Source organism: Chryseobacterium sp. sg2396 (assembly GCF_042610505.1).
Lineage (GTDB): Bacteria > Bacteroidota > Bacteroidia > Flavobacteriales > Weeksellaceae > Chryseobacterium.
Genome location: NZ_JBHGAQ010000003.1, coordinates 104,447 through 129,100, shown reverse-complemented (window position 1 = coordinate 129,100; position 24,654 = coordinate 104,447). Strand labels below are relative to the sequence as shown.

The following is a 24,654-nucleotide window of genomic DNA, read 5'->3' as shown; positions in this document are numbered from 1 at the left end:
CAACATAGGTTAAGCATTTTCAGCAGATAAAATTTTATATAATTTGTCAGACAAACGCACCCTGAAAGGAAGCTCAAAAGTAATTTGATCCCCTTTTATGGCAGTTTCTACCGGTCCTCCGTTGGCATGGATTGCCGTAATGGTAATTTCCTGCTGTCCGGTAGTAGGACCGGAAATCAGCACTTTGTCTCCTACGGAAAGTTCATTATTTTCAATCAGGAACTGAGCAATTTTCGACTTTGTAAAATAATGTTCCGCTTTTCCGATCAGAGTTTTCTTAATCTTTATTTTCTGACGGATATCTTTTATTTCCGCTTTGGCCAATGGCTTATCCGGAAGGTCACCGGACTTCTTAAATTTCAGGGCTTCGGATTTTCCTTTTCTAAAAACTTTGTTTCCGACCTGCAGGCCCTTTCTTAATTTCACCTGTTCTTCCCACGGCAGATGAATGGTTTCCAGACATTCCGTGGAACAGCAGTTTTCCATCGCTGCTTTACATTCATCACACTGGATGAATAGTAAATGACAGGCATCATTGGCACAGTTCGTATGATTGTCACATGGCTTCCCGCACTGGTGGCACTGGGCGATAATATCGTCTGTAATTCTTTCTCCCAGGCGGTGGTCAAAAACGAAGTTTTTCCCGATGAATTTACTTTCAATTCCTTCTTCCTTGATCTGTCGGGTATATTCAATAATTCCGCCTTCAAGCTGAAAGACATTTTTAAAACCCTGATGCTTGAAATAGGCACTTGCTTTTTCACAACGAATACCTCCGGTACAGTACATCAGCAGGTTCTTATCTTCTTTATGATCCTGCAGCCGCTCGTTGATGATCGGAAGACTTTCCCTGAAGTTTTCTACATCAGGCGTAATAGCTCCTTCAAAATGACCGACCTCACTTTCATAATGATTCCTGAAATCCACAACAATCGTATTCGGATCTTCTAACAGCTGATTAAATTCTTTTGCTCTTAAATGCACGCCTTTATTGGTCACATCAAAGGTCTCGTCGCTAAGGCCGTCAGCTACAATTTTATGCCTTACTTTGATGGTCAGCTTTAAAAAAGAATGGTTATCCTGCTCTACGGCAACATTCAGGCGGATGCCTTTCATGAAATCATAGACTTCCAGCGTATCCCGAAAAGCTTCAAAATTCTCGGCCGGCACGCTCATCTGGGCATTAATACCCTCATGTGCTACATAAATACGGCCTAATGCATCAAGGGCATTCCAGGCTATAAATAAATCGTCGCGGAATTTTTTGGGATCTTCAATGTTGGCATACGCATAGAAAGACAGGGTAAGGCGCTCTTTTCCGGCCTCATCGATAAGTCGAGCTCTTTCTTCTGCGCTTAAGGTGTTGTACAGTTGCATGCTATAAACGTTTTAAGTGAGAAAAATTAATACTGCAAAGATAAACAATTTTTCAGATTTTCCATTTTTACAGGCAATGCATATATTCTTAGATTTACTAAGCTGTTTTAAGTAAACTGATTTAACCTTTAGTATGACAATTGTATCTTAACTATGACATTTTGTCTTTAAGTAATTTTTAATATTCGTTAATCTCAGCTTTAACAATTACGACATAATCCATAAAGTATTGCTATTCCCGTTAAATTTTAGTTAAAACTGAAACATTATATAACAATTGCATACCTATTTAGCATTAAATTTGTTTTAGAGTAAAATGTAAATTAATTAATCAAATAAAGAAAGATATACAATGAAGAGTACTTTAAAAAAACTATTGCCATTTGCCGTAGTAGGTGTTATTTCAGGAGCTACCACTGTTGGGGGGCTGCAATACCTGAATCATGATTCCAACAGCGCAGACCAGTCTTATTTTACAAAATCTTCCAATGTATCTTTTGCAGGAATGAACTCTTCTGCAGTAGGTGACGATTTTGTAAAAGCAGCCAAAACAACCGTTCCGGCTGTAGTTACCATCAAAAATTACCAGTCCAGATCAAACAGCAGAGCATCGGAACAGGATCTTTTCGATTTCTTTTTCGGGGATCCGTTTGGCGGAAGAGGACAGCAAAGACAACGGCAACAGCAACAGCAGGCACCGGATAATATGCCTTCCGGAATGGGATCAGGAGTTATAATTTCACCAGACGGATATATCATCTCCAATAATCACGTCGTTGCGGGAGCCAACAAACTGGAAGTTGTCCTCAGCAATAAAAAATCTTATATCGCAACGCTGGTGGGAACCGATCCGAATACCGATATCTCCCTGCTGAAAATTGAAGAAAAAGGATTGCCTTATCTGAATTTTGCCAATTCCGATAATATTGAAGTCGGACAATGGGTGTTAGCGGTTGGAAATCCGCTGGGACTAAATTCTACCGTAACCGCAGGAATTGTTTCAGCAAAAGGAAGAGGAATCGGAATTTTGGGTTCACAAGGCAAAGCGGCCAATCCGATTGAGAGCTTTATTCAGACGGATGCAGCCATTAATCCGGGGAATTCAGGAGGTGCTTTGGTAAATACAAATGGAGACCTGATCGGTATTAACTCTGCTATCCAATCCACGACAGGATATTACCAGGGATATGGATTTGCCGTTCCTGCCAACCTGGCCAGAAAAATCGTTGAAGATATTAAGAAATTCGGAATTGTACAGCGAGGGTTCTTGGGAGTAACCTCCCTGGATTTATCCAATGATCAGCTCGTAGCGGCCTACAATAAAGAAAAGAATACAAATTATAAAGCCGGTTCAGGCGTTCTGGTAACCGGATTCGGAGAAAGCAGCGGTGCCGAAGATGCCGGGCTAAAAACAGGTGACATCATCACACAGATCGATACCACTCCAATCACAGATTTTGCCGATCTTTCGATTGCTATAGGAAGTAAGCGTCCCGGAGATAAGGTTACGGTAACCTACCAGAGAAACGGTAAACCGTCAACAACAACTGTTACTCTGAGAGACCAGAAAGGTGGCACTTCTACCAGAACCAAAGCGGATCTGAGTGTAACCGAAAAAATTGGAGCCGATTTCCAGGGCATTGACGATAAAACGAAGGCATATTACGGAGTAAACAGTGGAATCGTAGCTAAAAATGTAGTAGAGGGCGGCGAAATGGCCAAAGCAGGAATCGTAGATGGCTATATTATTACCGAGATTAACGGGAAGCCCGTAAATTCACAAAAAGATGTGGAGAATATATTAGGCAAGTTTTCCGGAACTGTACAGGTAAAATATATGGATGATTACGGAAGAGGCTACCAGAGAGGCTTTAAGATGCCCTAGATCAAAAGAGAACTAAACTTCACTTCATATCAACTAAAAGCCGCTGCAAATTCTGATTTGCAGCGGCTTTTAGTTTTTTGTTTATTATGACCTGTTCATTTTTTCGGCAATTCTTCTTTTCTTTTTTCTTTCGTATATCACCTCTACAATTTTTCCTCCGATCCACGAAAAGGGAAAAAAGGTGAGAAAAATAGATACTTTATAGAAAGTGGGATGATATGGAAAAACAATAACGTCAAGCATTGCTATGAAAAGCATGATGAAGCCGATAAGGATGGCATAGGCTACTTTAGCATACTTTACGATAATAGCAGTTGCCACACCTCCTACCGTTGTTCCCAATCCTGAAATAAACAGCAGGAAGCCGAAAAAAGCACCGTCTTTCTGCATGCTCTGAAGAAATTTTTGCCAATGCTCAAAGGGAGCAAAAGCTTCGAAAGTTACCCATTGCGGAAACGCCCTTATGCCAAGGGTGATGATGAGTCCTGCAATGCCAAGACCTACGATAACCGCAATTGTATTTCTTATAAAATTCATTAATCCTGATGTGCGATCATAGAAATTTCAATATCAACATTTTTCGGCAGGCAGGAAACCTGTACGGTTTCTCGCGCAGGATAGCTTTCCGCATCCAGGTACGAAGCATAGATATCGTTCATTACCGCAAAATCATCCATACTTTTAAGGAAGATGGTTGCTTTTACCACATTTTTAAACGTCATTCCAGCTTCCGTAAGAATCGCTTCAAGGTTTTTCATCACCTGGTGCGTTTCTTTTTCGATACCCTCCACCAGCTTACCTGTTGCCGGATCTACAGGAATCTGTCCTGAGATATACAAAACACCGTTGGCCAGATTAGCCTGTGAATAAGGTCCGATTGCTGCAGGCGCATTTTCCGTGTTGATTATTTTTTTCATTAGAATTTATTTTGGGTGCAAATATAAAATTTATATTCTATTTCCATAATCAAATATCAAATCTGATGCTAGAATGGTGAATTCGGCTGCGTAAAGCTTCGGTCTTTATACTTCAGCGCATCGCTCAGGATGTTCGCTTTGATTCCGATAAAGAAGTCATATACTTTATACTGCCCGAAAGGTACCCAGTTGAAATTGATGGTGAAACTCCTTTGGTCTCTGGCAAAACCAATTCTCGTATAGGCAAGCTTCTGCGTCACCATATCGTAATGCGTACTTCCGTTGATGTTCCAGTAAGGTGTAAGCTTAATGCTTCCATCCAGGCCTACGGAGGCCAGCTTGGTCGGTGTCCTGGAAGCTGAGGTTTTGGTGTAAGCGTAATTAGCATTTACATTCAGCGTCCAGGCCTGGTCGAAATGGGCATAGTTATCGTCGTCGAAATAATAATTTTCATTCCTTACTTCTCCTTTTTTGCTGTATTTCTTGCTGTAATCCGTTTTCTCGCCGAAAATTTCGCTGCTTAAAGGATAAGACATCTGAACATTGAATCCCTGTACACTAAAGTGTCCGAAATTTTCTGTTCTGATTCCCGCTTCCTGTCCCGGAATATAAATAATACGGTACGGATCCAGTGACAGGCTTGTATTTACACTCAGTTTATTATTAAAGAAAGAAGACTGCCCGTTGATGGTAATAATGGAAAAAGGATGATCTTTTGCCGCAAAATTGTAATTACCTGAAAGGTTTAAGGCCTCAAACAGTTTTATTTTTTTTACTCCCGTGGAATCTTTTTTTGATCTCACCTTCATTTCAACGTTGTTTCCGATATTGAAGCCCAGAGCACCCACCAGACCGCTTGTCGGCGAACCGATAATTCCCCCTTCAAAAATGGAATAAGGCGTTAAAGCTCCGTTGGCATCATAATAATTTCTGAAGTATCCGAATCCCGAACCTCCGAAATCCGGAGAATAGGTAAACCCGATACTTGGAGTCATCATATGCCTGATGGCTTCAATAGCCGATCCCTTTTTAAAGTTTTTCGTTCCGTATAAAGTAGTCTGAATGCTTGCCGTAGTGGAAAATGTGGAATATCCGGAAACGCCTTTGTTTATTTCAGTAACCACTTTATTCTGGATCGGATCGTAAAATTTATCAACCGTTTTCGTGGTAAGCGCATTATCGATATTGGCACCTAAACTGAACGTGAAATATTTGGCCACCGTTGTATTCGTTCCTAAAGCAATATTGTTTTTAAGACCGGTCTGAAGTTTATCCCACATCGCTTTTTTGAAAAGCTCGCCTTCCTGGGTCTGTACAAAGTTCGTTAAATTGATCCCGGTGTTTACCGTAAGGTTTTCCAGTAGTCCTGATCTTACGCCTGTTTTCGAGCCGAACAGATAAAACTGGTTGATGGCGATATTCATCTGCGGCAAACGGAGATCCGAAAAGCCAGTCGCAAAGTTCTGTGAGTAAGAAGCCGTTCCCGTAATCGTCACCGGCAGCTTCAGGAATCTTTTGGTAAGCGTTACCGTAGAGTTCTGCTGGGTATTGAGAACATTCTGATTAAGAATGTAATTGTTGTTCAGCGTATTGTTGTAGAATTTCGTACTTACGACATCCACCGAAGCGGAGAAAGTAAGGAAAGGATTCGCTTTTGTATCCTGCGTATGCCGCCACGCGATCCGGTAAGTTCCTGTTTTTCCATAGTTATCAAGCCCTTTGATTCCACGCACCATAGTTCCGATATCGGCGGAGAAATTTCCTGAATACCGGTACTTTTTGATATAGTTCATCTCCGGCCGGAGGTTATAGCTCCCTTTGGTATAAATATCGGCAAGAATTTTAAGGTCAAAATGCTCTCCGATCGGCTGGTAATAACCCAATCCGTTCAAGAAGAACCCGACGTCCTGCCGTTCCCCGAAACTGGGGATCAGGATACCGGCCGATCTTTTATCCGAAAACGGAAGAATGGCAAAAGGCATGATCAGCGGGGTCGGAACTTCTTCGATATACATCTGGATAGGTCCGGAAATGATGGACGATTTGTTTCTCGTCTTTACCAGTTTGATATTGGATGCGCGCAGATAATAATCTGCCGCCGTATCTTTTTTCTTGATAAAATAATCGTCGGTCGTATAGATTGCACGCTTCATCGCAAAGACCGAATCGTTATATTTTTTGGTTTTATCGGCAACAATAACCCCTTCGTTTTCTTCTGTCCTTGCATTAAAGGCAATCGCCTGCCTGGTTTTTGTGTTATACTGGAACTCAGTGGTTTCATATATTTTTCCGGCCTGGGTGGTGATCACAGGTTCTATAATCTTCCCCAGAGAATCCTGTTTCCCGCGGGCGTACATGATATTTTTCTGCTCATCGATGGAGATGTAATCGGCATCGATCTGCATGTCCTGATACTTCACCTGCGCATTTTTGTTCAGGTAAATCATTTTCTTCTGGAAATCCCTGCGCTGAACATCCGCTTTGGTACGGAGAACATCTTCGAGGGATTCCTTTTTCACCACGACGGTGTCCTTTCTGGAAATGGTATCATTAACCGCATTTTCAGGCAATTTTTCCGGCGTCTTCTGTGCTAAAAAATTGTTAAAAATTAGGATAATTAAAATTTGTAATATATTTTTGGAGACGGTTTTGACCAATTTTTTCGTTATATTTATAAGTATAATACTAAGGCTCAAAATTAATATAATTTTTAAAACTGAAAGATGCACAAAGTAAATTTTAAAATAATTTTATCATTTCTCTTCTTACTGCTTACCAACTTTATTTTTTCGCAAAAGAAATTCATCGTTGTTCTGGACGCGGGACACGGAGGAAGTGATCACGGAGCAAACAGAACATATACGGATATCGGAAGAATTGCCGAGAAAGACATTACGCTGAACATCACTCTGAAAGTCGGGGCTATGCTTGAAAAAAACAAAGATTTTAAAGTAATCTATACCCGGAAGATCGACGAATACCCTTCGCTCTCAGACAGAACGAACCTTGCCAACCGCAGCAAAGCAGATCTTTTTGTTTCGATCCACTGTAATTCTGCAAAGAGGCCTACTGCCTACGGAACGGAAACCTATGTACAGGGACCCGACCAGAACGACACCAACCTGGAAGTGGCAAAAAGGGAAAACGACGTAATCTTTCTTGATGAAAAAGATAAGCAGACCTTCGGATCATACGACGCGAGTTCTCCGGAATCTTTAATCGCCCTGAAACTGCAGCAGAGTAAATACCTGGAATCAAGTCTTCTGCTGGGCGGACTGGTAGAGGATAATTTCGTAAACAAGGACAAAAGGTTTTCCAGAGGGGTTTTCCAGAAAAACCTGCACGTACTCCGGATGAATGCGATGCCTTCCGTTCTTATTGAAACCGGATTCATCAACCACCCCGAAGAAAGCCATTACCTGGCTTCCGAAAAAGGCCAGGAAGAAATATCACAGAGCATTTACCAGGCGATTATCGATTACAAAAAAGCCATCGACCGAAAATCCGGAATAACAGCCAATGTAAAAAAACCGGAACCTGAAAAACCTGTTGAAGTAGCTCTGAAAAATGATTTCAGAATTCTCCTGCTAAGCTCACCGCAGAAATTCAATGACGGGGATCCTGCCCTGAAAGGACTGAATTACATTTTACCGATTAAAGAAAACGGCCAGTACAAATATTATTATGGAGTAACCAATATGGCTTCGGTGCGGGATATCAACATTAGAACGGCTAAGGATGCCGGCTTCAGGAATGCCTATGCGGTAGGCTTTATGCCGAACCAGAAGCTGAACTTGGGTTATTACACGATTGAAGTCTATGTAGGCGATAAACTGAACGGAAATTCCCCGATTCTACAAGCCCTGAAAGATGTGGAACGTAATAAAGAAAGCGGCGTATTCTATTATACTTACGGAAAAGTTTACACTTTGGAAGATGCAGTAAAGTTACAGAAAGACATTGAAGCTAAAGGGATTAAGAATACCGTGATTCAGAAAGTCTTCAAATAAGAAAAAAATAATTTTGAAGTTAAAAAGTTAATGATTACTTTTGCAACCTCAAAATTTGGCCTATTCGTCTAGTGGTTAGGACTCAAGGTTTTCATCCTTGCAACAGGAGTTCGATTCTCCTATAGGCTACTAAACTACACCAATCAATCCCTGATCAACACAAGGTTCAGGGATTTTTTTATTCCAAAAATCAACTGAATCTCCACGAATTTTGAAAAGAACACCAATACACGCTTCTTACAGGGCGAATTTCAAAAATCTTTTTTGTTCGCTAAAATTTTTCTTTCTTTTCCTTTGTTTTTTCGAAACCAACTCAATACTGTTTCTTGTATCTAATCAGAAACTATTTGAATGATATTCTTTTAGCTTAGACAAGGAGATTGTTAAAGGAGAAATTTGAAGAAATAAAAAATAGACCTGTTTCAGATTATTGTTGTTTAATGTGATGAGTGTCTAATATAACCCCAGTTCGGGTTAAATAATACAAAAGCAGAGTGTCTGAAGTTCAATATTATAAAAAATGTAATTTGAAAAAATACTCTATAATGATTTATTATTATAAAATTATCTTAAATCGTTCAGGTTATTTACTATAGCGATTTATAAAATAGAAATACAGCAAAACGTTGATTATAAATACAATAAACCATATACTAAATTTAAAAAATTAAATGATCATCAGGTAAAGAAAGATCTTTATTAAATTCTTTAAAATAAATTATTAAGTTCGATAAATTCACTATTTATATTAATTCTAAATTAAAAATATTATTCCGCATTAGATGAATATTTTTAATTTATTTCTATATTTACGTTATATAATTCTAATCAATGAGAAATATAATATTGGTTTTATTGATCTTATGCAGCCAAATATTCTTATCACAAAACGTCCAAATTACAGGAAGAATTTTAAACAATGAAAATTCTCCTGTAGAGTTTGCTGAAGTAATTCTTCTGAAAAATGACTCTGTCAAAATAAGAAGTGAAATTACCAATGCTAATGGTATGTTCACTATCGATGCTCCCAAAGATTCATATATATTACAGGTAAAAAGGTTTAAAGGTATCTTATACACCAAAAAGATAAAACTTGAAAATAATCTCCGTTTAAATGAAATAAAGCTCGTAGATATACAACAGATTAAAGAGGTTATTATTGAAAAGAAAAAGAAGCTGATTGAGAAAAAAATAGACAGGACCGTATTCAACGTTGAAAACTCTATATTTTCCAGCGGTGCAGATCTGGCACAGGTTTTATCTGGGACTCCAATGCTTTCTGTTAGCGATAATTCGGTCTCCATTGTTGGGAAAAGCGGCGTTGCAGTAATGGTCAATGACAAACTTCTGAATCTTAGTGGTACAGATTTGATTAATTATCTGCGCTCACTCCGTTCTGATGATGTTTCCAGGGTTGAAATTATAACTACTCCACCGGCAAAATATGAAGCACAGGGAAATAGTGGAATCCTCAATATTATCTTGAAGAAAAACACAAAATTAGGATGGAATGGTATCCTAAGTTCCTCATATATACAGACTACCTATGTAGGAAATGCCAATAACCTTACTTTAAACTACAATTCCAACAAAATTACAAGTTCTTTGCGATTGAGACAGTTTGACAGACCATCAAAAGCCGTTGAACTTATCGATATTATCGGAACCAATTCCATTTTAAGTGCAGATCAACGAAAAGATAAATTCAAAGGAGCAGGAGCCAATTTCAGTTTTGATTACAAACTGAATCCAAATTCCAATATCGGAGTCATCTACGATATTTCCAAATCTCATTCTGATATGGATATATTCAATAGATCAATCTACCAGACAAATAGTATTCAGGATTCTCTATTAACTACCTCCTCTGAACATAGAAAACCAATAGTTACCCATTCATTAAATGCATACTATGATTATAAAATTGATTCTCTAGGGAAAAAATTGAGTATTGCCGGAAATTATTTTTCAAACAGTCCAGATGCGGAGGTAAATTTCCAGACCATTTCCGACTATACTCCCGGTACTCAGAAAATCAGAAACCTAAGCAATCTGGATTACCAGATATTATCAGGTCAGGCAGATCTTTATCTCCCTTTCAAATGGGGGACTCTCGAAACCGGGCTGAAATTCACTCATTTTCTGAATAGTTCCAATATTAAATATTTTTCATTTAAAAATTATGAATATACTGTAGACCCAAGCCGAAGTAATTATTTCGAATATAAAGAAAACAATGCTGCTGCCTATGTTAGTGTTTATAAAAGTCTGGGCGAAAAATGGTCTGCAAAAGCAGGTCTGCGCTACGAATATTCAACCATTGAAGGGTATTCAGAAATTGCAGGCGAAAGAAATAAAAATGAATACGGACGTCTTTTTCCTTCAGCCTATCTGGAGTACAAAGCCAATGAGAATAATACCTTATCAATCAATTATTCAAAAAGAATCAATCGTCCTAACTTTACTGCTTTAAATCCCTTCAGGTGGTATTCTAACCCTTATTCTTTTTATACAGGAAATCCATTTCTTTCTCCATCCTACAATCATAATGTAGAGCTCTCCTATCTTTATAAAAACAGATTTTCCGTTACGGTATATGGACAGAAGCTGATTAACGGGTATGGAAGGATTACTTCTTTAACCCAAGGAATTAAAGAAGTAAATTATAAAAATTACCTTACACAATATGATGCAGGGTTAAATGCAAGCCTTTATACCAATGTGACCAAATGGTGGGAAAACAATACCAACATTGTCTCCTTTTATTCTGAGTCAGAATCATCCATTCCTGAAGTTGTACCTCAAAAAGGCGTATCAATGTACTATACCTTCAATAATACTTTCACGATAAATAAAGAAAAATCGGTGTTTTTTTTATTAAACTTTTACCACTATCTACCTAACAAACAAGGCAATACCTATATCGGAAATATTTCAAACCTTTCTGCCGGTTTTAGGTTTTCATTAATGGAAAAAAAGCTGAGAGTCAACATTATGGTAGAAGATATTTTCAGAGGAACACAAAGCAAAGGCAAGATCTTTTACGATGAATTTACGCAATTCTACAACAATTATTATGATACCAGACGTTTCACTCTGAATATGACGTATACGTTTGGAAACAAGAATGTAAAAACAAATAACAAACAGATACAGTTGGAGGAAAAAAGCAGGGTTAATTAAAGGGTGGACATCCAAAAACAAAAAAACTATATACTCAATATTAATACCATGAAAAAATTAAAATTAAACCCGTTGTCATTGGACAAGCAAACCATTGCTTTATTGGACGAAAAACAGCTTCAGGAAATCAAAGGTGGTAAAACCGGATTTTCTCCGTGTCCGGCAGGAGCTACCACCTGCGACCCAAACGGTAGCGGGGGAGGTTCTACAGGATGTGGAGCAGGCACCTCTGCATGTCCTGTACAAAGCTAAAATCACAATTATCAATAACCGAGATACAAATAGGTGGAAGCCGAAAAACCTTTAAAGAGTAGGCGCTTATAAAAACTTTTTTAATATGAAAAAATTAGAATTAGACCCATTGTCATTGGACAAAGAAACTATTGCTTTATTAGATGAGAAGCAGTTAATGGAAATTATTGGAGGAAAAGGAGCTGCCCCGGCAGGATCTACAGGATGTGGTACCGGAGGCAGTACTTGTGACAACACCGGAACAGGGGCATCTACAGGATGCGGATCAGGAGGCAGTACCTGCAGTGTTACAGATACGATCAGCGCAAACTAATCTTCGATTTTTTATGAGGGTAATTTTTCATGTATAAAATTGCCCTTATTTTTCTAATCCAATGAAAATACAGGGATTATTTTAATCTCCAATAAGCATAAAAAGATAATTCCTGAAAAAATCTTTAAAACTGACAGAAAATTAAATCTTTTTATTATGAAAAAATTAGAATTAGACCCATTATCATTAGATAAGGAAACCATTGCTTTACTAGATGAAAAGCAACTGCAAGAAATCGTTGGCGGACAGGCTGCAGCTCCGGGAACATCTACAGGATGTGGATCAGGAGGTAGCGGATGTGGTGCCGGCGGCGGTTCTACAGGATGCGGTTCTGGAGGTAGTACTTGTGTATCTCAGGCAGAATTAGCTATGAAATAAAGACAAGGGGGAAGCCGAAAAACCTTTAAAGAGTAGGCAACAAAACATCATATCTTTTTTATTATGAAAAAATTAGAACTAGACCCATTGTCATTAGACAAGGAAACCATTGCTTTATTAGATGAAAAGCAGTTGATGGAAATTATCGGTGGTAAAGCAGTAGCTCCGGGAACATCCACAGGATGTGGTACAGGAGGTAGTACTTGCGGTGCTGCACAAACAACAACTACTATTAGCACCGGAGGAGGATCTACAGGATGCGGTTCCGGAGGTAGTACTTGTTCTGCACAGTCAACAGCTGGATAACAACAAGCAGGGCTGTATTTTTTACAGCCCTTTTCTTTAAATTACCTAAAACCGCGTCTATACTAATGGAGAATAACAAATATTTTTTACTTGATCACTGCTGTCTGAGAATACCTTCTCATTCTATTGATGCCTTTTTGGACTTTAATGAGAATATTAAAAATATTAGCCTGGAAAATCATGAGGAACTTGTACAAGTTTTAAACCATATTTTTTCGAATACCTATTACAAAGAAGCAGTTTACATTGCCTCCAAAGACTTATATGAAACTTTTTTAGAACTGAAAGAAAATAATTTCGCCAATAAAGATGCAGCAAAGCGCTTTCTTATGACATTCTATAAATACTTCTCAAGAATGTCTAACAGGTCTACCCCATACGGCCTTTTTTCAGGCACATATTCAGCAGGTATAATTGATCAGCCCACTAATATCAAGTTTGACAATAACAGATACAGACTTGTATGCCAGCTCAATATTCACACCCTTACCAAACTGATCCGCAGTATTGATCCCCTGAATAATGAGCTTATCAACAAAATCAAATATTATAAAAACAATACCCTTTACACCTTAGGAAACAAAGCTTACTTTGTTGAGCAATTTGATAATGGCCGATATATAGCATCCAATCTTACCTCCATAAGACTCAGTGAATATGTAAAGATTATTCTGCAATGTGCAGAACAGGGAGCAACAGTAGTTGAAATGGCTGACAAAATATCAAATCCTGCAATCACCCTGGAACAGAAACAAAATTTTATAAAAAATATTATCCAGTCTCAAATCCTGGTGAGCCAGCTCCTTCCAAGTGTTTCTACAGAAAATTTCATTGAAGATTTAATAAATACTATAGACGAAAAAGAAATAAATATTGAGGAGATCAATGAATTAAAAGAGATCAACCATATTATCAGAAATATGTCTTCTGTTGATGATATTGATCTTTTCAGGACTTATATTAAAAATAATTCAGGCAGTAGTATCATATCAAGGGACTTTTACAAGCTGGACCTTTTTTACAATCTGCAAAAGGGAAATTTAAATAGAAAAATCCTGAACGAGATCAATGATATATCTTATGAGGTCATGCATCTGTTTTCGCAGAGAACTTCTTTAGCATTGAGCCATTTTGTAAACGCCTTTGCCTCGAGATATGAAGATAGAGAACTTCCGTTGGTACAGGTATTAGATACTAATTATGGTATTGGATATGAAAAAGTTGTATCCGGTAACGCTGAATACACTCCTCTTTTAGACGGTATTCCTGTAATGTCTGATTCACGGAGTGAGGCACGAATCATTTATGGTGGATTTGAAATGATGAGAGACAAAATATTCAAACAATATTGTAAAACAGGTGATACTGTTATCTATGCTGATGAAGATTTCAAAAACTACTTATCCCAAAAACCACAACTTTCCCGTGAAGGAGAAGCTCCAAGTGCTTACATATTCGGAAGAATTCTATCCCCATCTGCAGAAGCACTGGATAACGGGGATTATAAATTTTTTCCAACTCAATGCCATGCCCCTTTTGCTGCCAGATTACTGACACGCTTCACGCACGGAAATAATCAGCTGAAAAACCAAGTGAAAAAAATAGCCGATTTTGAGCAAAAAGCAAATCCCGATGTTATTATGGCTGAGGTACTCACCATTCCGGATGACAACTATGCCAATATCACATTATATTCTACCATCAGGGATTATGAAATCCCATTTCTATCCAATTCAAAATTAAGCAAAGATCATCAGATCCATGCCGATGACCTTCTGGTTTCTGTAAGAAACGGAAAAGTAGTCTTACGATCAAAAAAACTGAATAAAGAAATTATTCCATGCCTTTCCAATACATATAATACGACACTTGCACAGCCTCTGTATAAGTTTCTTGCCGACGTGGGAAGTCAAAATATGAGACTGGGTTATTTTTGGGATTGGGGAATATACCAGAATGAACCTTTCCTGCCCAGAATCGAATACAAAAAAATCATCATCAGCCGGGCACGCTGGTTCATGAAAAAAATAAAAACAGATTACAGGAATGAACAAGCTGCAGAAGCAGCAATAGCAGATCTAAAAATACAATATAATCTGCCCCAGTATGTCGTTTTATCCTCCGGAGACAACGAACTTCTTATAGATCTGGACAATAAAATAGGCCAAGCTATTCTGCTGAAAGAAATAAGCCAGCAAAATGTTATTGTATATGAAAATATTCATAATAAAGAAAATTGTTTTATCAAGGAAGGGGATAACAGCTACGCGAATGAAGTAGTAATTCCGCTTCTTAACAAAATGACAGTTTATCTGCCATCCGTCCTCCAGCATGTCTCAACCCCCAAAATTAAAAGAACATTCCCTCCAGGAAGCGAGTGGTTTTACATAAAAATCTATTCAGGAAGTAAAAATGTTGAGGACATCCTTACAGAAGTAATTTCCGACTTTGCCGTTGACCTATTAAACAAAAAAATCATTGACAAATGGTTCTTTATAAAATATAATGATCCCGATCATCATATACGGGTCAGATTTCACTGTTTTAATCCCGACAAGAAAAAGGAAGAATGGTATCTTATATCAGAAAACCTACAAAAGGCTATCCACGAATTTATCCCTGAAGAGCAAGCTTTAAGAATAACGATAGATACTTATATAAGAGAACTGGAAAGATACGGTGACCATACCATGGAACTGAGCGAAAATATCTTTTACTATGACAGCACAGCCGTTTCTGAGTTTCTCAATCTTATTCATGGTAATGAAGGCGAAAAATTAAGATGGAAGTTTGCACTAGTTAATGTAGACAAGCTCCTGGATGATTTTAAATATTCTGTAAAAGATAAAATCAAAGTCATCGGTACTTTATGTGAAAATTTTACCAATGAATTCAGTTTCAACAATGCTGATAATTATGTAGCGCTGTCGAGAACATTGAGTACCAGACACAGGGAACTTAAAAGAGAAATTTCTGATATTATTTTTGAAAAAGACAAAGCTGAATATCATGAAGCATACGAATGCTTTAACAAAAGAAGTGAAAATATCGCCACTGAATTATCCCGGTATCCTGAACTGCCACAGGAAACTAAAGACCATCTGATAATGAGCTATATTCATATGACCTTAAACCGTTTATTTATGGTAAATCAGCGAAGACATGAGCTTGTTATCTATTATTTCTTAAAGAAGTTTTACGAATCGGAGATTGCGAAAGCAAAAAATAATATATCCATATGATAAAAGACCAAACCAAACATAGACAACTCATTGATAAAATAACAGAATCTCTGGAAAAGTATTCTGACGAAGAGGTATTAAAAAATGTTTCCTATGAAACAGGTCTGTTAGGATATTCTCTTTATTATTTATACTTATCCAAATATACCGGTGATCAAAAATACACCACTACTGCTGAGGAATATTTTAACAAAGGCCTGGCCAGTTTTAATCCCAAGACCTTTCAGAGGGTACATGGTACCGATTCTTTGGATGCTCATCTTGCGCATATCGGGAGGTATTTAATTTTCTGCGAAAACAACGGTTTGTTATCTGTTTCAAGTGAAGAATATCTTTTAAATCTGGACCAGATCCTTTTCGGTCTCATGAAGAGTAAAATAAATATTAAAGATTTCGATTCGGGTACGGGAGCTCTTGCCGCAGGGTACTATTATCTGGCGCGTTTAAAAAGTGGCTCGGATGTTCAGGAACAGCTCATATTTCTTATTAACAGTATTAATGAAGCTGCATTTCAAGATGATACGGGAGATTATTATTGGAAATGTCCGTCTTTGTATGACAGGATATATCTGGGAATTTCGCATGGTTCATCACTGATCATTTCATTTCTTACTTCAGTATATGAAGCAGGATTAGAAATCCAATTATGTGAAAAGATCATCAGAAAAGCAACTGCATTTCTTATTAAACAATATAGAGAGTCAGATTATAAAGGACTGTTTCCCAATATGATCGGAGATGCGATAGAACCGATGCAGTTTGCATTGTGCTATGGAGATCTCGGAATCGGATATGCGCTTCTCAGAGCTTCACAACTACTGAAAGACAGCGATACTGCAGACTTTGCCAATGTCATATTAAATGACTGTCTGCTGAGGACCAAAGAAGATAATCTCACGCTGGATGCAGGAATATTTTATGGAGCTTCGGGTCTTGCCATTACATTTGATAAACTAGGAACACTATCTGATGATATCAGATATATCCAAAGAGCAGATTACTGGAACCAACAGATTCTGACATATGCAATGCATTCCAATGATTTTGCAGGGTTCAAAAGCCGCCTGCTTGAAGATAATATTCTATGGCAGGTATCTTTTGGATGGGGAATTTTAGGAATTGGTATAACACTCATGTATTTTGATGATGCCTCCCTGCCATCGTTTGCAGATTTAACCTTTATCGCATAATCTTATGGAAAAAGAAATGGTAACCTATTATAAAGAACTTGAAGAATTTGCAGATGCGGTGTCTTCTTTCCCGGCATCCTCTTTCAACTCAACATTTGAGTATGACACTGGTAAATTAATTAAAATCTTACAAAAAAAGGAAGTATTCGAAATATGCAATACAGATGAAGAACAGTTTGATTCAATAGACCGTACCGATCGCGAATTAGGAAAAATTGTTTCCGACCTGCTTAAAGAAACTGATCTTGATCAGTCATTAAAAGAGTATTTAGACATTGAAAAGAAGATTGAAAACTCTTTTTCAGGAAATCTTTATATGTATGCCAAGCAAGGGGCTCTGTCTGTGAAATCACTTTATTACTATAAAATAAAAGATTTCCCCAAAGCTGCGAACTTCACTTTAGAATGTTTGGTTCTGAATGACTATCTTGTTCAGCAGGGTATTTATACATTAAATTTGAGATGCTTTGAGCAGAATAAAAACATTTCAAGAATATATTTCAGAAATCATCAGGAAGATTCAGGATACCAGCTCATATTTAACCTTATTAACTATTTGCTGAACGGAGTCAATGAAAATCTTTTTGGAAATATTTTCAGCCAAAAGGAGTACTGGATGAAAGTACCCATTATAAGAGAAACTTATGCCTATGAGCTTTTCACGATGATTACTGAAGATATGATCAGATTTAATATTCACAGCACAGAATTTCTGCCCGATGATTGGTACTCAGGTTTAGACTTTGAGGTCAACACTCCGGACAGACAAATTATATATAACTGGATCTATATAAACAAACAGCTTCGGGATTCTAATTATAAAGATTACTTTAAAGGTTTAATTTATTATTTCCAGCAGCCTTATAATCAGTTTTATGATATTCTGAAAATCGCTCTGCTTCTTGATCTTTATAAATTTGTAGAGAAAAATACCCCCTCCTACACTACAACTCTGACCCTGGGAATAATCGATTTTATGGAAAATAAATTATACTTCAACCAGTCTATCCGTTCATTTCTTATAAAAAATATTTTCAAAGCATAACGTATATGAAAATTATTATTCAGCATGATCAGATGGATTGCGGCCCGGCATGTCTTGCAATGGTAGCCAGCAATTATGGAAAAAACTACAGCCTTCAATATCTTCGTGACAATTCATTTATCACGAAAGAAGGGGTATCTATGTTCGGTATCGTTGAAGCAGCAAAAAAGATCGGTTTTGAAACATTTCCGGTAAAACTAACCATAGAGAAACTGATCAGTTCACATGAATCTTTCCCTTGTATCCTTTACTGGAGTAAAAACCACTTTGTTGTACTAAAAAAAGTATCTAAAAAATTCTTATCCTTATACTATACTTTTCAGATTGCAGATCCTGCACATGGATTGATCTCTATCAAAGAACAGGAATTTAAAAAATACTGGATTTCTAATGATAGTATGGGAATAGCTTTGTTTTTAAAGCCCTCAGAAGAATTTTTCAACATCCAGGTCCCCAAAGAAAAGAAAATAACGCTGAATTATATCCTGCAATATCTTACTCCCTACAAAAGGCAACTGATATTAATGTTCTTTTTATTGCTGGTAGGAAGTGCTGTCACACTTGCCTTTCCATTTTTAACCCAGGCATTGATAGATGATGGAGTAAGCGCCAAAAATCTTAATCTTATTGCATTAATTCTTCTTTCACAATTAGGATTATTTTTGGGATCAATAACAATAGAAGTGGTCAGAAACTGGCTTATGCTTTTTATAGGTACCAAACTGAGTATTACCATTATTTCCGATTATTTAAAAAAGATGCTTCAGCTTCCCATAAGGTTTTTTGACACAAAAAAAATGGGAGATTTTAATCAGAGAATACAGGATAATGAGAGAATCGAAGAATTTCTTACTTCTCAGAGTTTACTTACCTTTTTCTCCATTATTAATTTTTCTGTTTTCTTTGGTGTTCTTCTTTATTATAATTATACAATTCTTACCGTTTACCTGATTCTTACGGTACTCTCTATAGGTTGGTCTTATTATTGGCTGAAAAAAAGGAAAGTTTTAGATTATCTTCGTTTCCAACAGCGGGCAGAAAATCAGGAATCCGTATTTGAAATCATTAAGGGAGTTACAGAAATGAAACTCAACCAGTTTGAAGATTTCAAACGCAGTCAATGGGAAGAAGTACAGCAAAAATTATTTAAAGTAAATATCAGAATTCTCAAGCTGAATCAGATTCAGTTATCCGGTTTTGAATTTATGAATCAGTTGAAAAATATTCTTGTTACTTTTCTAGCTGCAACTCTTGTGGTAAATGATAAAATGACTTTAGGAGGATTACTCAGCGTCTCCTACATTATCGGGCAGATGAACTCACCCGTTAATCAACTTATCAGTTTTTTCCGTTCACTTCAGGATGCAAAACTCAGCTTGGAAAGACTGAACGAAGTACAAAGCTACCCTGCTGAAGAAAGTTCTGGACAGGTAGCCTTACCATTGCATACACAAAATAATTATGAATTTAAAGGAATCAGATTTGACGATGTAAGTTTTCAATATGCGGGCAGTAAATCTCCCTATGTATTAAAAAATATCAATCTCTTTATTCCCGAAGGAAAAATAACAGCCATCGTAGGTGCAAGCGGCAGTGGGAAGACAACTTTGATGAAGCTCCTGTTAAAGTTTTATGAACCCACTGAAGGTAAAATTTCATACGACCATATCAATATTAATGATATATCTCCCGAAAATTTAAGAAGCAGCTGTGGTGTGGTGATGCAGGATGGATATATATTCTCTGACAGTATAGAAAGAAATATTATAACCGGTGAAAAAAATGCACATGAGAGCAAACTGAGACAGGCTGTAAAAACGGCCAATATAGAAGAGTTTATTGAATCCCTTCCTTTAAGATACGAAACCAAGATCGGAGCTTCCGGCAATGGAATTTCAGGTGGACAGAAACAGCGTATTCTTATTGCACGTGCTGTGTATAAAAATCCTCACTATATATTTTTCGATGAAGCTACTTCAGCTCTGGATTCAGAAAATGAAAAAATAATTCATGATAATCTTCAGGAGTTTTTTAAAGGAAAAACAGTTGTAATTATTGCTCATAGACTCTCTACTGTAAAGAATGCAGATCAGATCTTGGTGCTTAAAAACGGAGAACTTATAGAAAAAGGAAACCATCAGCAATTAGTGAGTGAAAGAACTGAATATTTCAACTTGGTAAAAAATCAATTGGAGCTGGGACTTTAAGAAAGGCTTATAAAATCATAAGTGTCTTAAAAGCGACAAAACTTGTCGCTTTTTTTGAGATTATGTCATTCTTATTTTCAAAAATTTCAACGCTACAATCTTTTTAATTTAATATTTTTTTGCTAAATATCAAAACTGTTAATTTTTTTAACATTTGAAAGAAACGTGTGAAAATTTGGAAAAAGCTTGTTGACAAAAAGTTCACGGAACATCTACGAAACTTCGACAAAACGTGTATGGGGAGAATATCAAAAAAAAGAAGTGAAAATCAAAAAAAATTTTGTTATATTTGCCAACTCAAAATGAGATAAGCATATAAAGTTAATGTATAGCTTAACCTATAGGCTACCAAATTTATATCATGCCGGATTTAAAAATACAGGAAGCAAAATTGCTTTTTAAGAAAATCCACTCTAACCCAAAAAGTTATGATTTAAAAATCAATGAAGACGGGATTGCAGGCAGTGATGATAAAATAAGTTTCAGACTTTACAGGAAAGAAGAAAGAGTCGATTTTGAAGTAACGATTGACGGACTTACCTTCACCAATACCACTGGAGAATGGAACAACGCGATGGTGATGCTGCAAAGCACCATCAAAAAATTAGAAAGAGAAGAAGAGAATATTAAAATAGAACAGGCAATCGGTAAGCTTCGAAAATATTTATCTGAAGAAAATTAAAAATTTTTAAAAATAAATTTGGAGGATAAAAAAAAAGTTTTTACTTTTGCACTCACATTTGAACGATATGGCAAATCATAAATCAGCATTAAAAAGAATTAGACAAAACGAAGTAAGAAGACTTCGTAACAGATACTACCACAAGACTGCTAGAACAGCGATGAAGGTGTTAAGAAATGAAGAAGATAAAGCTGCTGCTGCAGAACAATTGCCAAAGGTTATCTCTTTGTTGGATAAATTAGCGAAGAAAAATATTATCCACAAAAACAAAGCAGCTAACTTAAAAAGCAAATTAACTAAGCACGTTAATAAACTGGCTTAATAAGTATAGTTGGCCCGTTCGTCTATCGGTTAGGACCTCAGATTTTCATTCTGGTAAGAGGGGTTCGATTCCCCTACGGGCTACAAAATTTAATTACTGTTCTAACCTGGTAATTAACAAGAGTTGATACTTATAAAAACAAAAAACTAACACGCTATTTATTTAGCGGAAGACAGATGGCCCGTTCGTCTATCGGTTAGGACCTCAGATTTTCATTCTGGTAAGAGGGGTTCGATTCCCCTACGGGCTACTTAAAAAGAGATTCAGTTTTGGATCTCTTTTTGTTTTTTAGCTTAAAAGACCAGAAGGAAACAAACAAAATAAAAGAAACAAGACCTTCATCCGAAGAAGAAGGTCTTATAATTACATCATTCTGTTTATTATTAAATCCCAACATTCAGAAAAACAGTGAACCTGGATTTTGCTTCGATATCTCCCCCGGCAAGATCTGTGTAGGCAGGAAGCATGATCTCACTTCCCAGGCTTAATTTTTTATATGAGGCTTCAAAACCGAACTTTCCGTACAGGGCACTTCCTGCGGTTTTCGGCATTACTTCTCCAAACTGTCTGTTCCAGTCATAAACTTCGCCCTGCATCCCCAATTTTCCAGAGAAAATGCTGTTTTCATTTTTCCAAAGTCTGTAAAATCCAGTCGCCGCATAATTCCATTGGTTTCCGAACCGGTAATGCTTCTTGTTCTCTGTTTTGATCGTGTAATCTGTATTTAACAGAACAGCAATGCTGTTTTTCTGAAATTTATAATTCAAAGCCATCTGATAATCCCAGCTTCCCGTCCCCAACTGAAAGCTGGGATTTACTCCTGAAATTCCTTTCTCATCAAACTTTCCGATCGGAACTTTCACACCGAACCCCCCGTTAAGTTGATGGGAAGAATCTTTGGAGTCGATAATCTGATAAATCCCTATGACATTTGCATCTCCGATTCCTTCAATATTGATATCCCCCTGCAACGTTTTCTTGGTATGAAACTGAAAAGGAACACTTGCATATACACTCATGTTTTTCGCAACCGGAACTCTGGCCCAAAGCTGCAGGGTATTGAAATACTGGTCCTGGGTCAGGTCCTTTACAAAAAGATTTTCCTTTGCCTTGTAATGCTGGGCAAAATACTTAATCCCGACAAACTGAGGATTCAGTAAAGATTCAAAACCGGAGGACCCGTTACCCGCCGCACAGCCGCAAGCATCACAATCTTCCGGAGTAAGCGGACGTAATTCTCTTGGGATAAGTAAACTATCGCCCGTTGTTTTAGCCTGGCTTAACAAGCACCCTGCCAGACTCATTGTTAAAAATACTTTTTTCATGGTCTTATTATTCTGCAAATTTCGGGTTGGTAATAAAATTCTTATCACTTAAAGTCTTCAGGAAAGCTATAATGTTCTGTTTTTCCGGACTGGTCATTGAAATACCGATATGTCCGTTCTGTTTAAGTAACGGATCAAGATTCGGCTGGTTTTCCACGTTGTCAGAATAAAAATTCATCACAGCCTCCAAACTGTAGAATCTTCCATCGTGCATATACGGTGCGGTATATTCTACATTTCTTAAGCTGGGGACACGGAATTTCATATTGTCACTCCAATCCAGTGTTACCCGATATCTTCCTCTGTCGTCAAACTGTGCGTTATAATACATCCCTGTATTCCGAAAACTTTCATCGGTAAACAAATCTCCCGAATGACAGGCTGCACATCTGTTCTGAAATAAAGCCATGCCCTGATTTTCTTCAGCCGTAAACACAGCATTCCCTTTTTTCATCCGGTCGTATTTTGAATCGGCAGAAATCATGGTTGCCATAAACTGGGAAATCGCTTTCAGAATTTTTTCACCGGTAATATTTTCATTCCCAAATGCAGCTTTAAACATCTTCCTATAATTTTCATCCGCATTTAATTTGCCTACCGCTTCGGGAAGCGAGCTGTCCATTTCAAAATCAGTGGTGATCGGAACGAGAGATCTTTCATCCAGGTTATGACTGACTCCGTCCCAGGTATAATTTTTAAGAAACGCCATATTCTGTATTGGTGGAGCATTCCGGATTCCCAACCGGTCATCTATTCCGTGGCTTACCGTATGACCGTGATGGGTAAAAGCATATTCCTGAATATGGCAGAATCCGCATGATATAGTATTGTTCCGGGATAATTTTCCTTCATAAAAAAGTTTTTTCCCTAAAGCCACGCCATTCACTGTAACCGGATTTCCTGTTACATCGAAAGTCATTTCCGGAAACCCCGAAGGTTTTTCCAGATGATACGCTTCATCTTTTGGTAAAGGTTCGATAACCTCATCGCCTGTACAGGATATTAATGCAAAAGCTGTAAAAAAGAGGAAAATCCAAAGAGCACTCTTCCCTCTTTGGATTTGTCTGAAAAAATTAATCATTGTGAACATGATCTACTGTAAACATTTTAGAAATATTGTTGGTTACATTCACGAGATGCTGGTTCGATCCCATAGCCATATCGTTGGAATTATCCAGCGTTAAAACAGTCTGTCCGCTCAGAAATTGATTAAGGTCTGCCAAAACATGAACTGAGGGTGTAATTTCTTTTGAAACTCTCGCTGTTGTTGGAAAATCAAGGGTAACCTCACGGTAAAGATCCGGTGTATTGTTGGCAGAAGTATTGCCCATATTTCCACAGTGATTCATAAATTCTGAAGTTGCTGAAGAAGTTCCGTACTTACCTTCCAGTTTTGTGAAAATATACCCTGCAGCCCAGGACCAGGCCATTCCGGCCGTTTTTGCTTTCTGCCAGAAAATCCCCTGTCCGTTTTGCCCTAAAAGATAGGCCGACTGACTGATCCCCAACCCGATTCTTACTTTTCTGTAATTATTTTTAGGAATTTCTTTCAGGTTGACATAATTAATTCCGGCAACCGCTTCTGCCTGATCTATGATAAATGCACCGTTGTCCGGATCGTTGTAATGGTATCTGAATTCGCCCCCATTTTCATCGATCAAAGTGATGTTGCTGATGACATATTTCAGGGTTGAAAACTGATGCTTCTGTCCGTTGACAGAAGTTTGTGTAGTCTGGTTTAAAACAATATCTCCAACAGTATTAAACCCGTTTTCGAATTTCAACTGAATGTTTCCCGGAGCTGAATCTATCACCTCGTCGTCGTTACTGGTTTTGCATGATGAAAAGGTAAATAAAGTAAGGGCAATAAAGAATAATGATAAAAATTTATAAATTTTCATTGTTGATTTTTTAAGTTAATTTTTTTGAATGCCGAACATTCTATTTTATGAATAGCAGAAATCTTTACACTATGAAGATTCTTCTTCCGTTCCGGTAAAATATATCCGGAGTGTAACAT

At 37.4% G+C, this 24,654-nt stretch carries 20 protein-coding genes and 3 tRNA genes; 16 read left to right on the top strand and 7 right to left on the bottom strand.

Annotated elements, in window-relative coordinates:
• Positions 1-9: 9 nt before the first annotated feature.
• Positions 10-1,377: a rhodanese-related sulfurtransferase gene (locus tag ACED20_RS03985; protein WP_294263968.1), complete on the bottom strand. Its 1,368-nt coding sequence runs from the start codon at positions 1,375-1,377 to the stop codon at positions 10-12.
• Positions 1,378-1,729: 352 nt separating this feature from the next.
• On the opposite strand from ACED20_RS03985, the gene ACED20_RS03980 reads away from it, so the two are divergent.
• Positions 1,730-3,262, top strand: coding sequence for a trypsin-like peptidase domain-containing protein (locus ACED20_RS03980; RefSeq protein ID WP_294233552.1), 1,533 nt, complete (start codon positions 1,730-1,732; stop codon positions 3,260-3,262).
• 84 nt (positions 3,263-3,346) lie between these two features.
• On the opposite strand, the gene ACED20_RS03975 is transcribed toward ACED20_RS03980, so the two are convergent.
• The 3 genes from ACED20_RS03975 to ACED20_RS03965 form a co-directional block, all read right to left on the bottom strand.
• Positions 3,347-3,799, bottom strand: coding sequence for a hypothetical protein (locus tag ACED20_RS03975; RefSeq protein WP_294200035.1), 453 nt, complete (start codon positions 3,797-3,799; stop codon positions 3,347-3,349).
• Complete coding sequence (locus ACED20_RS03970) at positions 3,799-4,179, bottom strand: RidA family protein (RefSeq protein ID WP_294200030.1); 381 nt, start codon at positions 4,177-4,179, stop codon at positions 3,799-3,801. The genes ACED20_RS03975 and ACED20_RS03970 overlap by 1 nt, the downstream gene beginning before the upstream one ends.
• 68 nt (positions 4,180-4,247) lie before the next feature.
• Positions 4,248-6,836 (bottom strand): putative LPS assembly protein LptD, encoded by a 2,589-nt coding sequence (locus tag ACED20_RS03965; RefSeq protein WP_294233549.1) that lies wholly within the window; start codon positions 6,834-6,836, stop codon positions 4,248-4,250.
• 66 nt (positions 6,837-6,902) lie between these two features.
• Here ACED20_RS03965 and ACED20_RS03960 point away from each other — a divergent pair, with 66 nt between their 5' ends.
• The 15 genes from ACED20_RS03960 to ACED20_RS03890 all read left to right on the top strand — a co-directional run bounded on the left by ACED20_RS03960 (position 6,903) and on the right by ACED20_RS03890 (position 21,559).
• A complete protein-coding gene (locus ACED20_RS03960) occupies positions 6,903-8,189 on the top strand; it encodes an N-acetylmuramoyl-L-alanine amidase (RefSeq protein WP_294233547.1) in 1,287 nt (428 codons plus the stop codon).
• A 57-nt stretch (positions 8,190-8,246) separates the two neighbouring features.
• Positions 8,247-8,318: transfer RNA gene (locus tag ACED20_RS03955), tRNA-Glu, on the top strand.
• 702 nt (positions 8,319-9,020) lie between these two features.
• Positions 9,021-11,372 (top strand): TonB-dependent receptor domain-containing protein, encoded by a 2,352-nt coding sequence (locus tag ACED20_RS03950; RefSeq protein WP_378103570.1) that lies wholly within the window; start codon positions 9,021-9,023, stop codon positions 11,370-11,372.
• A 48-nt stretch (positions 11,373-11,420) separates the two neighbouring features.
• Positions 11,421-11,624, top strand: a complete 204-nt coding sequence (locus ACED20_RS03945) for a class I lanthipeptide (RefSeq protein WP_073335563.1) — start codon at positions 11,421-11,423, stop codon at positions 11,622-11,624.
• Positions 11,625-11,709: 85 nt separating this feature from the next.
• On the top strand, positions 11,710-11,937 hold the full coding sequence (locus ACED20_RS03940; RefSeq protein WP_073335562.1) for a class I lanthipeptide: 228 nt from the start codon (positions 11,710-11,712) through the stop codon (positions 11,935-11,937).
• Between the two features lie 156 nt (positions 11,938-12,093).
• The gene (locus ACED20_RS03935) at positions 12,094-12,315 is read left to right on the top strand and encodes a class I lanthipeptide (RefSeq protein ID WP_294200017.1); all 222 of its coding nucleotides are present in this window, start codon (positions 12,094-12,096) and stop codon (positions 12,313-12,315) included.
• A 63-nt stretch (positions 12,316-12,378) separates the two neighbouring features.
• The gene (locus ACED20_RS03930; RefSeq protein ID WP_294200015.1) at positions 12,379-12,621 is read left to right on the top strand and encodes a class I lanthipeptide; all 243 of its coding nucleotides are present in this window, start codon (positions 12,379-12,381) and stop codon (positions 12,619-12,621) included.
• Positions 12,622-12,686: 65 nt separating this feature from the next.
• Positions 12,687-15,863: a lantibiotic dehydratase gene (locus ACED20_RS03925; protein ID WP_378103569.1), complete on the top strand. Its 3,177-nt coding sequence runs from the start codon at positions 12,687-12,689 to the stop codon at positions 15,861-15,863.
• Complete coding sequence (locus ACED20_RS03920; protein WP_294239879.1) at positions 15,860-17,053, top strand: lanthionine synthetase LanC family protein; 1,194 nt, start codon at positions 15,860-15,862, stop codon at positions 17,051-17,053. Before ACED20_RS03925 ends, ACED20_RS03920 begins: the two co-directional genes overlap by 4 nt.
• Positions 17,054-17,057: 4 nt before the next feature.
• Positions 17,058-18,098: a hypothetical protein gene (locus tag ACED20_RS03915; RefSeq protein WP_378103568.1), complete on the top strand. Its 1,041-nt coding sequence runs from the start codon at positions 17,058-17,060 to the stop codon at positions 18,096-18,098.
• Between the two features lie 5 nt (positions 18,099-18,103).
• Positions 18,104-20,305, top strand: a complete 2,202-nt coding sequence (locus tag ACED20_RS03910; RefSeq protein ID WP_294239882.1) for a peptidase domain-containing ABC transporter — start codon at positions 18,104-18,106, stop codon at positions 20,303-20,305.
• A gap of 361 nt (positions 20,306-20,666) precedes the next feature.
• On the top strand, positions 20,667-20,987 hold the full coding sequence (locus ACED20_RS03905) for a hypothetical protein (protein WP_294200006.1): 321 nt from the start codon (positions 20,667-20,669) through the stop codon (positions 20,985-20,987).
• A 67-nt stretch (positions 20,988-21,054) separates the two neighbouring features.
• On the top strand, positions 21,055-21,309 hold the full coding sequence (rpsT, locus tag ACED20_RS03900; RefSeq protein WP_042721082.1) for a 30S ribosomal protein S20: 255 nt from the start codon (positions 21,055-21,057) through the stop codon (positions 21,307-21,309).
• Between the two features lie 11 nt (positions 21,310-21,320).
• Positions 21,321-21,392, top strand: a tRNA-Glu gene (locus tag ACED20_RS03895).
• Between the two features lie 95 nt (positions 21,393-21,487).
• A tRNA-Glu gene (locus tag ACED20_RS03890) sits at positions 21,488-21,559 on the top strand.
• A 133-nt stretch (positions 21,560-21,692) separates the two neighbouring features.
• On the opposite strand, the gene ACED20_RS03885 is transcribed toward ACED20_RS03890, so the two are convergent.
• From ACED20_RS03885 to ACED20_RS03875, 3 genes are read right to left on the bottom strand one after another with little or no spacing between them, the layout of a single operon-like run.
• Entirely contained in the window at positions 21,693-22,634 is a 942-nt protein-coding gene (locus ACED20_RS03885) for a transporter (RefSeq protein ID WP_378103567.1), read from the bottom strand.
• Between the two features lie 7 nt (positions 22,635-22,641).
• On the bottom strand, positions 22,642-23,715 hold the full coding sequence (locus ACED20_RS03880) for a cytochrome-c peroxidase (RefSeq protein WP_378103566.1): 1,074 nt from the start codon (positions 23,713-23,715) through the stop codon (positions 22,642-22,644).
• Positions 23,708-24,535, bottom strand: coding sequence for an MbnP family protein (locus ACED20_RS03875; protein ID WP_294239894.1), 828 nt, complete (start codon positions 24,533-24,535; stop codon positions 23,708-23,710). The genes ACED20_RS03880 and ACED20_RS03875 overlap by 8 nt, the downstream gene beginning before the upstream one ends.
• Between the last annotated feature and the right edge of the window lie 119 nt (positions 24,536-24,654).